Source organism: Sphingobacterium sp. JUb56, from assembly GCF_014191365.1.
Lineage (GTDB): Bacteria > Bacteroidota > Bacteroidia > Sphingobacteriales > Sphingobacteriaceae > Sphingobacterium > Sphingobacterium anhuiense.
On sequence record NZ_JACHWL010000001.1, the window covers coordinates 1671606 to 1684834 of the forward strand.

The 13229-nt window shown below is 33.1% G+C and carries 12 protein-coding genes and 1 pseudogene; 5 read left to right on the forward strand and 8 right to left on the reverse strand.

The window, feature by feature from the left end; all coding sequences use genetic code 11:
- Positions 1 to 10: 10 nt before the first annotated feature.
- The 4 genes from FHR29_RS06905 to FHR29_RS06920 form a co-directional block, all read right to left on the reverse strand.
- A complete protein-coding gene (locus FHR29_RS06905; protein WP_183913327.1) occupies positions 11 to 829 on the reverse strand; it encodes an AraC family transcriptional regulator in 819 nt (272 codons plus the stop codon).
- A gap of 231 nt (positions 830 to 1060) precedes the next feature.
- Complete coding sequence (locus FHR29_RS06910) at positions 1061 to 2455, reverse strand: aldehyde dehydrogenase family protein (protein ID WP_183913329.1); 1395 nt, start codon at positions 2453 to 2455, stop codon at positions 1061 to 1063.
- An 86-nt stretch (positions 2456 to 2541) separates the two neighbouring features.
- A complete protein-coding gene (locus tag FHR29_RS06915; protein WP_183913331.1) occupies positions 2542 to 2733 on the reverse strand; it encodes a hypothetical protein in 192 nt (63 codons plus the stop codon).
- 404 nt (positions 2734 to 3137) lie between these two features.
- Positions 3138 to 3650, reverse strand: a complete 513-nt coding sequence (locus FHR29_RS06920; RefSeq protein ID WP_183913333.1) for a GNAT family N-acetyltransferase — start codon at positions 3648 to 3650, stop codon at positions 3138 to 3140.
- Positions 3651 to 3921: 271 nt separating this feature from the next.
- Here FHR29_RS06920 and FHR29_RS26440 point away from each other — a divergent pair.
- Positions 3922 to 4014 (forward strand): annotated as a pseudogene (locus FHR29_RS26440) (ATP-binding protein); the annotation flags it as partial.
- Positions 4015 to 4293: 279 nt separating this feature from the next.
- Positions 4294 to 5424, forward strand: a complete 1131-nt coding sequence (locus FHR29_RS06925) for a hypothetical protein (RefSeq protein WP_183913335.1) — start codon at positions 4294 to 4296, stop codon at positions 5422 to 5424.
- A gap of 541 nt (positions 5425 to 5965) precedes the next feature.
- Here the strand turns inward: FHR29_RS06925 and FHR29_RS06930 are convergent.
- The 3 genes from FHR29_RS06930 to FHR29_RS26575 form a co-directional block, all read right to left on the reverse strand.
- Complete coding sequence (locus FHR29_RS06930) at positions 5966 to 7063, reverse strand: DNA alkylation repair protein (RefSeq protein ID WP_183913336.1); 1098 nt, start codon at positions 7061 to 7063, stop codon at positions 5966 to 5968.
- A gap of 150 nt (positions 7064 to 7213) precedes the next feature.
- On the reverse strand, positions 7214 to 7429 hold the full coding sequence (locus FHR29_RS26570) for a hypothetical protein (RefSeq protein ID WP_260291929.1): 216 nt from the start codon (positions 7427 to 7429) through the stop codon (positions 7214 to 7216).
- A gap of 53 nt (positions 7430 to 7482) precedes the next feature.
- Positions 7483 to 7803, reverse strand: a complete 321-nt coding sequence (locus FHR29_RS26575) for a hypothetical protein (RefSeq protein WP_260291930.1) — start codon at positions 7801 to 7803, stop codon at positions 7483 to 7485.
- Positions 7804 to 7872: 69 nt separating this feature from the next.
- On the opposite strand from FHR29_RS26575, the gene FHR29_RS06940 reads away from it, so the two are divergent.
- The gene (locus FHR29_RS06940; RefSeq protein WP_221197819.1) at positions 7873 to 9012 is read left to right on the forward strand and encodes a phosphotransferase; all 1140 of its coding nucleotides are present in this window, start codon (positions 7873 to 7875) and stop codon (positions 9010 to 9012) included.
- A 776-nt stretch (positions 9013 to 9788) separates the two neighbouring features.
- Here the strand turns inward: FHR29_RS06940 and FHR29_RS06945 are convergent.
- Entirely contained in the window at positions 9789 to 10223 is a 435-nt protein-coding gene (locus FHR29_RS06945; protein ID WP_183913339.1) for an SRPBCC domain-containing protein, read from the reverse strand.
- Between the two features lie 221 nt (positions 10224 to 10444).
- On the opposite strand from FHR29_RS06945, the gene FHR29_RS06950 reads away from it, so the two are divergent.
- Entirely contained in the window at positions 10445 to 11269 is an 825-nt protein-coding gene (locus FHR29_RS06950) for a hypothetical protein (RefSeq protein WP_183913341.1), read from the forward strand.
- 347 nt (positions 11270 to 11616) lie between these two features.
- Positions 11617 to 13224 carry a TlpA disulfide reductase family protein gene (locus FHR29_RS06955; RefSeq protein WP_183913343.1) on the forward strand — a complete coding sequence of 536 codons (1608 nt, stop codon included), beginning with the start codon at positions 11617 to 11619 and terminating at the stop codon, positions 13222 to 13224.
- Positions 13225 to 13229 lie beyond the last annotated feature (5 nt).

Below are 13229 nucleotides of genomic sequence, written 5' to 3' on the forward strand. Positions count from 1 at the left end.
TAGTTCTTTATTATTCCGCAATGTTTCTTACTTCTGAAGTAGTTACACCATACTTCTTTTTAAAAGAAGCGTAAAAATGGGAAAGGTTTTCAAAGCCTAAATCCAGATAAAATTCTGCTGGTTTTTGTTTTAAATATTGGATTAAGTAATGAGCTTCTTCCAGTCGCCTTTGTAAAAGCCATTGCTTGGGTGTTGTTTTAAAGATCTCCGAAAAATCACGTTTAAATCCGGACAAGCTACGTCCGGTAAGAGTTGCAAATGATTCTACTGGAACATTAAACATATAATTTTGTTTCATAAAATCTTCCAGATCGATTTTATAAGGTGATGAAAAATCAAACAAAATCTGTTTAAAATCAGTGTTACTTTGCAATAGCAATTCAATTGCTTCTTTTATTTTAAGTTCTGCAAGTCTTGGCGTAGCTTCTTTTTTCTTATTGACATAAGGTGCCAGAGAGCTGAAATAGCTTTTTAGAAAATCATCCGATTCAAAAAATAAACGCTGCTTTCCTGTATATCTGCTGTCTAACTCAATTTTATTTTCTAGTGCATATTTCTGTAAAACTTCCTGATCTAAAGTAATCGAGATAAATTTATATTGCCCATCCTTTGCGGGATATTTTGTCGTACGGATAAGCTGATTTCTTTTGATTAGCACCACTGAATTTTCAGGAATGATGGCAGTTCCGCCTGGATAAACAGCATGCGTTTCTCCCGAAAGTTGGAATCCTAATAAATGTTCGGGCATGAACTCTTCATAACCTCTATGCTGTCTGAACTGACAGGAATACACCAGTCTATCAAATATAATTTCCTTCTTACCTTCCATATTTTGTTTTAATTGAACTTCTAACAAATATCATGAAAATATTATTTCTATTTTGTTGTTCAAAATTGCAATTTATACTGTTGTGTATTTTTAATCATAAAAGGCGATACCGAACAATCCAACATTAAAATTGGAAAAAACGGTATCGCTATAAATTTTCAAAAAACACTTATGTAAATGCAGCTCTATTAGTTATTGGAATTTTTATTTATTAATGTAAGTTGATTAAAATTAATCAGCATTTTCACTGAATAATTTTAACTTTTCCAACTTGCCAGCATATGGCGGGTAATTTAATGAATCATCAATCGAATCATTATCAACGGCGACCATGATAGGTTTGAAATGGGTAAAGGTTTTGAAACTTGCTTCACCAACATAATTACCCATTCCACTGTTTCCTACACCCCCAAATGGCAGATATTTTGATGCCGCGTGAATCATGCAGTCATTAATAGTTACACCGCCCGCACTGGTATGTGTAATTACCAAATCTTGACTCTTTTTGTCTTTACTAAAAAAGTACAGGGCCAATGGCTTTTCTTTCGTTTTTTGAAGTGCGACTAATTCGTCAATGGAATCGAATGTAAGTACAGGCATAATTGGTCCAAAAATTTCTTCTTGCATAATAAGATCATCCTCGGTTACATTATCTAAAATAGCGGGTGCAATGTAGCGTTTTGAAGCGTCTGACTGTCCACCAAAAACCAATGTACCACTGTTGTTCATCAGCCCGACCAGTCTCTCATAATTCCTTTGGTTGATGATAAAACCATAATCCTCACTTTGAGATGCATCTTCCCCGTAAAATTCAACCATGTATTTTTTACATAATGTGATGAATTTTTCTTTGATGCTCGAATGGACATATACGTGATCTACTGATACACAAATCTGACCTGTATTGAATAATTTTGCCCTTACTATGCGCTTAGCAGCCTTTTCTAAATCTGCAGTCTCATCTACAATGGCTGGACTTTTACCACCTAGTTCTAGAATTGTTGGCGTTAAATGTTTTGATGCGGCCGCTTGAATGATTTTACCGACGCGAGGACTTCCTGTAAAAAATAGGAGATCAAAACGCTCTTCTAAAACACGGTTTACTAGCTCAACATCACCCAAAATACATTTGATATAATTAGGTGAAAAGGTAGTTTCCACAATTTCATTGATTACTTCGCCACAGGCAGGAGAATCAGAAGAAGGCTTTACGACAGCTGTATTCCCTGCGGCTATCGCTCCAACCAATGGACCGAAAACCTGCCAGTTAGCAAAATTCCATGCGCTCAAAATAAACACCGTGCCTAAAGGCTCTGGCTTTATTATACTTTCATTTTCCATAAAAATTGCAGGCGTTTGTACATGTTGCTCTTGCGCCCAATCTTTCAGATTTTTAATGGTATTATTGAGTTCATCTAACACCCAGTTCAATTCTATTAAATACGTTTCCATTTCATTTCTGCCCATATCTTTTTTTACCGCTTCTATGATTTGTGGTTCGTATTTTACAAAACTTGCTTTTAGTTTTAGCAATTGCTCTATTCTAAAATCTACATCCAAAGTTGCGCCTGAAAGGAAATAAGTTCTTTGACTGTCCAGTAAATTCTTTATTTGTGCTTGATCCATAAAAATTCTATTTACGTTTAACTATTTTAAAACTAAGATTGTTTTACTAAGTCAAAGATCAACGATATTAGAATACACTGTGTTTCTCAAAAGTCCATTTTTATATTGGTGTAACGTTCAATGATCAAGCTTACTTTGACTTTGTTCTTAATAACAGAGCCATCGATATCTCCACCTACTTCTTCTGATTGTATTTGTTGAATTTCATTGAGCAATCCAGATCTACCGATAGCGGTGATCATAAACGATTGGGGTTCCTTTGCACGAGAGTTCATCAATATTAACGCAGAAGCCTATAACGGCATCTGCCCGATAGCTACGGGCATTTTGCTTTAAAGACTCCACTACGCTCTTATATAGCTTTTGTTTTCATAATTGCGGGAGCGCCCACCGAAGAATCCCGAAGGGATCTGCGAAGCAAACAAGACAAAGCTCGCTCCGGATTGCACTCAAAGCATTGGCTCCAATAACAGCTGTTACTGAAATGGGATTTTGTGATTATCGGTTTGATCAAAAAATACGGAAAGCCGTAAGGTATAAAACGTATAAAGCCATTCTTGGCAGAATGGCTTTATACGTTTTATATGATTTAATTTATTTCAGTTTTTCAATCTTGTCGATGGTAAGGCATGTAGCTTTGGCAATCTGATAAATAGACAAACATAGACTCTTCCAGCAAAATTTAATTTCTAACCAAACTCCATCCTATCATATTTTCTTCTGGATTCTTTCTTTCAAAATTAAGAGAACTTAATAAATTGATGGATCCAATATTTTCAACGTCACATTTAGCAGTTATCTCAATAACTTGTACATCCTTAAATGCCCAATTTATCAAGCCTAAAGCAGCTTCCCTTGCGTAGCCTTTTTTCCGGGCGCTTTCAACAATTCCATATCCTAGATCTATCCTTCCCAGAGAATCTGGCCGACCTTTGAATCCGATGTCACCGATAATTTCATTCTTTTCTTTTACGATAACCATCCATGACTCAAATCCTGTTGGAGATGATACCTTTTCTAAATTAATCAATATCCGTGGCAATGTATCTAAAACATCTTCATCTGGCCAACCTTCAGCTGGAATTATCCCCATATCATTAAATATGGAATAATCCGCTACTTGTATCTTATTTATCAGAATTTTATCGTAGGGAATTAGAAGAATTCTTTCTGTCTCAATTTGTAGAACTGCCATTAAAGATCAAATTATTATCATTGTAAAACTTAGAAAATTAAACTCCGAATTTATTGAATTAAAATTGAATAAATGGCAGATGCCATAATCAACTTCTGCTGGTAGTTGATCTTAATAAAGTTCTCGATTAAACTTTTGATTTTAGACTCCTTATAATAATCAGTTTCTCAAGATGTTAATATTCACCATTATGAAAAGCTGCTGAAATTAGAAGAAAACTCTCTCATTAGACACATTAATCAACCAAGTTTTTCTTGAGTAGTTCAAACTCAATCCAAGGATTGCAGATGCAATACTCGATAGACTAATTCATGGATCATATCGAATTGAGCTAAAAGGTGAAAGTCTAAGAAAAAAGAAGTAATATTGTCAGGTCATCAGTCGGACTGAGATGCTACTCTTTTTAAAGGGGTTAATATCACCAGTATATCCAGTATGATGATATAAAGTAAAAAATAAACAGGCGCTAAGTCTGTTTGGTAAAATGACGGGGTTATATTTCTGAGACAGAATTTACTCAAAAAGGAAAATTTGATATACTTAAAACTAACAGCTAAACAAGTAGCCAGTTCGCAAAGCCCCTAGCGTTTTGCGTTATTATAATACAACTTCGATAAACCAAAATAAAAAAAGATAATACAAAATGAAAAAAATAATACTCTTACTTCTTACATTATCCATTACAAATTTCAACTATGCTCAAAACATACTACTTGACAGCATAGTTCAAAAGAATGGTTTCCCTTTCCAAAATGATAAAAACATTTCATTTCAGGGCAAAGGATGGGATGTTTTACTGAACGAAATAAAACAATCTAATTCTGTTTTGTTGGGAGAAACTCATTCTACCAACGAAATTCCTTATTTCACAAATGCTATTATCAATGAGGTTGATTTTGACAACTATTTTCTTGAGGTTGATCCTTATTCGGTAGATATCATCGAAACAAAAATTAAATCTCTATCTCCTGAACAGCTTAATTTATTTGTTAAAGAATATAGTACAAATTTTTCTTTTTTGGAATACGAACCCGAATTTGCTTTGTTTAAGAATTTAGTTAAACGTAATAAAAAGGTGTATGGTGTCGAACAAATTAGCCTTTTTGCAGATCAGATGATCATTTCAACTTTAAAAGAAACTTCGAAAAATAAAAAAGTGATTGAGATATATGAGCAAATGCTTTTTAATTCCAAACAACTTGCGGATAAGGAGGGTCTTGAAAAATACTATCTATTATCCGAAGATTGCCTTCAAAAATTAGATTTATTGTTGATGTTAAAACTTTCTGATAAGGAGCGAAAACAAATTGAAGCATTGAAGTTAAGCAGAGAGATTTATACAAAAAGAAATCATCCCTTAAGAATTCAATTGATGAAAAACATCTTGCTAAACCAAATGCCAGATTGGAATAACAAAAAAAATCTTTTCAAATTTGGTTCTGTCCATGTACCAAGAGGTGAAACCATATTAACAAAAACTGATATTTATGATATAGGCAGCTTAATTTCTAATATTGAAGAGGCAAATTTCAGGAAATCATTGCATATAATGCTTGTTGGAAAAGGAGAAAACGACAATACCAGTTTTAGATCTTTTCTAAATGTGCTAAAAGATGATCAGTGGTACTGCTTTGATTTAAGACCTTTAAAGAAATCTATTTTACAAAACAAGCTAAAAGTAGATGATATATACTTATCGAGAGTTATAAAGGGTTATGATTATCTTATATATATTCCTAAAGTAACTGAAAGTAAGAATATCTCGATAAAATAACAACTCACAACGAATTAGAGCTTTTCAACCACCGCTACCTGAATATTGTAACTCACTTTTCTACAATAAAAGAAAGCAAAAAGCTTTCAAAATGGTCTAAACGCTTTAAAACCTGTAATTCTAAAAGATTACAGGTTTTATAATTTTGGCACTAATGCTAAAAACTGTCAATAACACTCATAATTCTTATTTCATGTTATTGACAGTTTTTAAAACCCAAAAATAAACTACCACAAAATAGACTTAAACCACTATCTATTAAAAGCCTTCGCTATTTAAATCTTTGCTCATCAATATTGACGCTGAAGCTTATAACGGCATCTGTTAAAAGCTATCTGCATTTTGCTTTAAAGACGCCACTACGCTCTTATATAGCTCCTGTAATTTGTTTTCATAATTGCGGGAGCGCCCACCGAAAAATCCCGAAGGGATCTGCGAAGCAAATTAAACGAAGCTCTCCCCGATTTCACTCAAAGCATTGGCTCCAATAACAGCTGTTGCTCAATGATAAGTGACTGAAAAAAAGCAAAGTATAAATAAATCAAAGCAATTCAAATTCAGCTATTAATGTTTCTAATCCATTAACAATAATGGATATTTTGTGTTTTCCGAGGTAAAATTTTCTAGTGGTTATCAGTTTAAAGGACTGATTACGCTCTATGATATCTATTTTTCCACCCTCATATGTTCTTTCGCTTATTTTAAATACTTTCCGAGATAATTGCCCATTAGATTTTAGGTAATAAATTCCATATTCAAGCCTTAATAATTTAGGGTCATTTTGTAGGTTCTTCACCTGAAATGAAAAACTCAGACTATCGCCAATTTTTACGGCAGGTGTTTTTATGGCTAAATCGCTTACTTCAAATCCTGCACTGTCCAATCCAAAATAAGCGAGTATTTTAGGATGTCCTTGTTTGAGTAATGTCCGGCTACCATGTTTAATTACTGCATCTGTATCTTTACCTATTCCTTTCCACTGTCCCGCAATTTCTACAATTACATCAGGGTGATCTTTAGCTATATCATTTAGATTATTCGCCACACTTCTTCTCACCATTTCGGACGGATCGTTTCTTAAATTATACAAGATCGGTAAGATCGGTGAAGGATCAGTCTTCAAAAACGGAATTGCCATTGCCCAGGGAAGTCTGGGTCTACTGCCTTCACTCGCAAGCCGTCTGACATCTGGATTCGGGTTTCTCGACCATTTTTCCATTTCGGTTATCATTCGACCTTTGTATTTAATTATGAACGGTCGAACGGCAAACTCACAAGATATAAATTTAGTAATTACCTCAAAAGCTTTGGTAGAGACTTCGAAATGGTCAATACCATAAGACTCTATGTAATCAGGAAAGATGATATATTCCAGTCCACCTCCCGGGATTCCTTTAGATATTAAATGTGCTACACTCTGGGTAATTAAATGGGCTGCTTCCGAAAAATCAGCGGGTAAAAACTGGTATAATACCTCTGTGGTATGCTTGGTCCGCTGTTTCCACTCCAGACGATCAAACTTTTCGACAAAAATGTCTGCAATAAATTTATCCTGATCGAAATTCGGATCAGCAGAATAAAACGTTTCGGCTATCAACCTGTAAAAGGCAGGCGAATATATATCTTTTACTAGACTCATGATATTGTTTTTTTTCTCAATTTTTGTGAAATAAACGGATAAAGTTATAACTACTATAATATCCGTACAATAAGGGAATGATTATTCCCTACCGGGGCTAATTGCACTCTAACTAACTGAAAACATTAAACTACATATTACAGGGAGGCTTCATATTTGCATTCTTCTTCTATCAATCGTTCTATCCCAATCATAAATTTTTAAATCACGAAATGAAATAATCGTATCCGATTGAAACCTAAACTTAATATGCTTTGCCGGATTACCAGCAACACTATAGGGCGCAACATCTTTTGTAACAACAGCTCCTGAAGCAATAATAGCGCCCTCTCCAATCTGAATACCCGGAAGAATCATAGCACGCATCCCTATCCAAACACCATCACCAATTATAGTATCTCCTTTACTTTGATACGATTCTACGATAGATTCAACAAAAGGATATAAACTAAACCAATCAGAACGATGAGTGTTATTTCCCCCATCAATATTACAGCTTCAGCTACAATACACACATACGAACCAATATATAACTGATCTATTACCCAGGCAGGTTCCCATTGATTTAAACTGTACACATCTCCATACAAATAACGAACAACACATTCTTCAAAATTTCCAGTCCAGGTGTTACTGTAATAACTTGTGTTGCCCTTAATATGAATATTGGGATTGGAATGAGTTTCGTGCAAATATTCAACACGGGACCAATGCTTAATCTGATCTTGTTTTGTACTCATTCTAGAATCTTTTTATGCAATTTATAAAATATTCTCAAATCATACAACAAATGTAATTTGTTGTATGATTTGAGAATATATAAGAAGAATTCTTTAATTTTGTCCCCCTGTCAAATTTTTGAGCTTTATTTAACTCTGTTTTATTTTTTAGGTAAAAATAATTGGAACATTCAATTTATGACAGATGTTCAAAAAACTAACAATAAACCAATGATAGAAAAATTCCCAACATTAAATAGTACACTTGCTCCAAATGAACTTGGAAAATTAATTCAACAAAAATATGGACTGAGTGAAAAAACCGAATGTAAAATATTTCGACTTGGGATGAACCATTTATATATTGTCAAAAATGGCCTGATCAATTATGTTTTCAGAGTGTATACCCATAATTTGCGGACAAAACTAGAAATTGAGGAGGAATTAAGACTTTTACTTCACTTAAAAGAAACCAGTGGACAAATTGCTTATCCAATTGTGGACAAATCGAATCAATTCATTCAAGAAATTGAAGCGTCAGAGGGAAAGAGATATGGCGTTTTGTTTTCGTTTGCCAAAGGTACAAAGACCGCAAAATTCACAGAACAAACAAGTTTTTTAATTGGCCAGTCATTAGCAAGGGTTCATCAATCGACAGATAATTTTGAATTGCGAAGAATATCTTACAATGCGGAAAACTTAGTCCAAAATTCATTTTTAAAAGCTAAAGCGTTTTATAGTAAAAATACCTGTGAAATTGAATTTTTAGAAAATCTGTCTATTTTCTTAACTGAAAAAATAAACAATATTAATAGACAGAAAGTAAGGTTTGGTAGTATTCATCTGGACGTGTGGTTTGACAATTTGCACATTGATGATGAAGAAGGAATAACATTTTTTGATTTTGATTTTTGTGGCAACGGATATCTTTGCTTTGATATCTCCTATTTCCTGTATCAGTTGCTTGCAACAAATTTGAACGAAGAGGAATATCAGATAAAAGCAAGCAGTTTCTTAAAAGGTTACGAATCTGTAATCCAAATAAGTAATGAAGAAAAAGAGCTCTTACACTATGCGTGTTTAGCAATTATGCTATATTACATTAGGATTCAGTGTGAAAGATTTGATTATTGGACCAATCTTTTCCTTAATGAAGATCATTTAAAAAGAATGGTTGGAAATTTAAAAAGATGGATTAATTATAACAAAATTGAAATTTTCTCAACATAAGAAACCGGGTGATACTACAAATTGTAATGCTTCAGGATAAGTTAAAATGACAATAAGAAATTAAATACTACTTTACCGTGAAAAATCGGATGATGGTTCTTTAATTCAAGAAAAAAATCCATATTCGTGGCATATCAGGTGTCATGATTGGAAAGTTATTAAGAAAATGATCATCACGGCAACTATTGCAATTGCTATGAGATTAACCTATGTAATATGAAACGTGAATCGAGTTTAATAACTTTTTTAAAAGTGTATTTAAGACTCCTTATTGGATTTATTATTATTTCAATAATTACTGGTAAAATTCCTTGGAATGACTTACATGGTTTAATCAAGTTCGCATTATACTTTAGCTTAGCTTTATTTGCTATTGCTTTGATATTTTGTGTATTATACTGGATTGTTAAAATTATTAAAAGACAATAAAAATCACCTAATTTAAATAAACACGGTATTATTAGTCAACCATTCTCTTCTTTAGATCTTCCAACTCCCTGCTATCATATCTGGCCAACAAGCAAAACCTTGTCTAATAATCTCTTCCCCATCAGCTATGGTAAATGATCGGGATCAAATTTAAAATGACCAAAGAACCAACTTTATTCAAATCGGTTCTTTGGGGGAATAAATAGTTTTAGTAAGCTTACAAGCAACAAATAATGTTTGTATATCTACTTGGATAAGCGATATACCACATAAATATCACTGACTTGTTTGCAACCTGAATTTTAATTTTTTCAGTCATTTTAGCCATGAAAGTAACTTTTAAACTTCTATTGGTTACATAATTGCCCTATGCCAGGCAAAACAAAGTTGTCCCAACCTTTAGCAATATGCTCAAGTCTATTAAGATCTCCATTAAAGTTTTCAATGGTAGTAGTTAAAACAGTTTGTTCTTCTTGAGAGTCCAAATGATATGAAATATGGAGATAGTTTTCAGGAAGAATTTCTATTCCAAAGTTTGGATCAATTGAAGAGTATTTTAAATACCTATTGTGTATAATATCTAAGATTATTCCACGCTCCCCGCTTTCATATCCTTGAAAATTACCTTTCCAAGTTATCTCGCCTCCTATTTCCCAAGTTGATGAAACCTCACAATTGAACATGTATTTTTTAGTTTCGGATGGGGTTGTTAAAATCAACCAAATTTCATGAGGACTTGCATTTAAGATTAATTTTCGTGTAACTGTGTTATTGTTCATCATGCTAATTATTTCGTTAAGCTACAAATGTATAACGCAGATACGACAACTGTATGTCAGGAGTCGATAAACATTTCTCGTTTGTTCTTTGCTTGGATTGATAAAAGTAGCCCATATTTTAGTAAAAATCTTAATAGATTTGTCGTTAATACTTGTTCTGTTTATATATCTGGTAAATAACGAGTATAATTAGACCTCATTTATTTGAAAAGTATTAGAAATATATGATAACTAAGAGTAAGAATGTAAGCGTCGATCAAGCAATATCAAAGGGAAATCGAATGGTAAACTATCCGGTTGTTGTTATTATTTTGACCACACTAGGAATTAGCTTTTACTTATGTATCCATTTACCTTTCTGGATAGTTCCAATTGGTTTTGTTTTTGCAATTGCATTTAGTTGGCTCTGGTGGAGTATAATGATCACGAAATGGCGACTTTGGGCTTTCGAAAATGTTAGAAATGTACATGAACTTAAAAAACGAGCAATACAGGAAAAATTAATTTGGCCTGATGATGTAATTTTTAATAAAACGGAAATCTCTAATGCTACAGAAAAAGAAAAGTGGAATGTACTAAAGCAAAATTTTCAATATGAAGACATATTTCAGGACGACTTATCACTACCAAATGAAACAAATATCTACTTTTCTAAAAGAAAGAGCTTTTTACAGCTGTTAATAATGTTAATAGTTGTAGGATGTTGTATTTTTATAATTAACAGCTCTAATCATATCGCAGGGTACCTTATAGTTGTCTTAGGGGTATATTTTACATTCAAAAAATGTATGAAGATGATCAATAAACTACCACAAATTACGATAAATGCTGATGGAATCAGAACAATATCAACAGACTTTTATAACTGGAATGAAATAAAAAACGAGGAAGTAATTGATGAAAGTTCAGGAAAACACATACGCCATTATTTAACCTACGAACATCCAAATGGTATAGAGCAACTGTTAATTAATGACTACACAATAGATAAATCTAGTTTGAACAAATTGCTAATTCTATATCGTGGACGAAATAATCAAAAACAGTGACGCTTATATGCTTAAATCTTAAAATGAATTTACACATATTATGGCGCATATATTATCCTAATTGTACATTGGTATCTTCAATTTCTTTGATATATCTTTTATGATCAGAAACATCCATTTCATCATTGTCTTTTTACTGATGCAGTCCAAAATAACAAAAGGATTATAGGGATCTAATGTAAGGTTTCACTATGCTCTTTGATCACTGAATTTTATTTGGAAGTTACTGACCGCTAATAACTATTTTACTGTATTTCACATATTGGAAAGAGAAATAAAAACATCGATTTTATATTCCTTTTTTCGTTAAAATTATTTAACTTTATAACCACCCATAACCCGAAATTATGAAATATTTATTGTGCCTTTTTTTTCCCTTATTCTCTTTGTATTGTGCTACCGCACAGATTTCGCTAAACCAATCAGCTGAACCCGATCCGAACAGCTGGATATTAAAAGAACTAGCAAAGGCTAAAGTAAAAACAAGTAAAGTAAGTTATAAGGATAATTTCTTCCAATTTGATACCGTAAGACTAATTGGATTTATTGAAGGTTATAATCCTAAATCCGAATTTACCAGTGGCATAATATTTAGTAGCAATCAGCTGACTAGGGAAGATTATCCAACAACCGTTCAGATCTTTCCTGATGGTCGTTTTGAAGCGAGCTACCCTGTGACAAATCCTGAAATTTCCTATATAAAATATAGAAATGACAGGTTTACTTTTTATATTGAACCTGGGCAAACGTTAGCTTTGCGATTCAAAGTTACTCAAGATCAAAACTTAGAATTAATAGGTTTTGACGGGCCTCTTGCTGTCGAAAACCAGCAATTAAAAGATTTTGATTGGGGAAAGAATCCTCGAGCCTTCTATCAAAATCTGGAAAAGATATTGAAAGAACAACCTATTTCACAAACTAAAATGCAAATTATTTCTGCCTGGGATTCGGTGAAACATGAAGTAGACGTACGTTTTAGGAAATCCAATTTTTCACCCAAATTAAAAAATCTGATCCATACAGATATTGCACTTTACTATGCGACACAATTAATGGATCTCCAAATGACCAAAAAAAGTCTTTTAAGGGAAGATCCTGAAAATTCCTTTCTTAAAGAACCTCTTCCGACCGATTATTTTGATTTTATGGATCGATTAGACCTAAACGATTTTGCTTTGTTGGTACCAAATGAATTTTCAAGTTTTATCAATCGGTTCGAATTTTCACCACTTTTTCGTAAAGAAGAATATTATAATGCCTTGAATCGTCAGTTTAAAGGCAACTTATACTTGGTGCTGGATTCGGCAAACAAAAAGTTTAATCCGACAATAGCCAATACCTTAGTTACAGAAGTTGCTAAATTGCGTACCTTGAAGTCTAAATTAGATTATGCTACAGACACCATAAAGATTACAAATTTAACACATGATCTGTTAACAGTATTAACCAATAAAGATTTAAAATATGAAGCACTTAAATTGGCGGAGCGTGTAAAAAGATCCAAAGACGGCTATTTATTACCTAATACTCCTGCTGGTGCTCTCTTTACTAAGATGACAGATAAGTATCGTGGTAAGGTCGTCGTCGTCGACTTTTGGGCACAATGGTGTGGACCGTGTCGCCAAGGAATAGAATCAATGAAGGAAAAACGGTTAAAACTCAAGGATAATCCGAATTTGGTATTTGTTTTCGTAACGGATAATGTAGGTACACCAGATGTAGATTTTTATAATAATTATATTGTTGAAAATGATATGTCTGAATCATATAGAGTATCTGCAGATGAGTATATGGCATTGCGCGAACTATTTAAGTTTAACGGTATCCCTAGGTATGTTTTGATGGACCCGGATGGTAGAATCAGGAATGATGATTTCCAAATGCATAATTGGAAATCTGAACTCGCTAAAAATTATCCACAACTTTTTAATGATCAATTGATGGAGGGAATTTGATATGC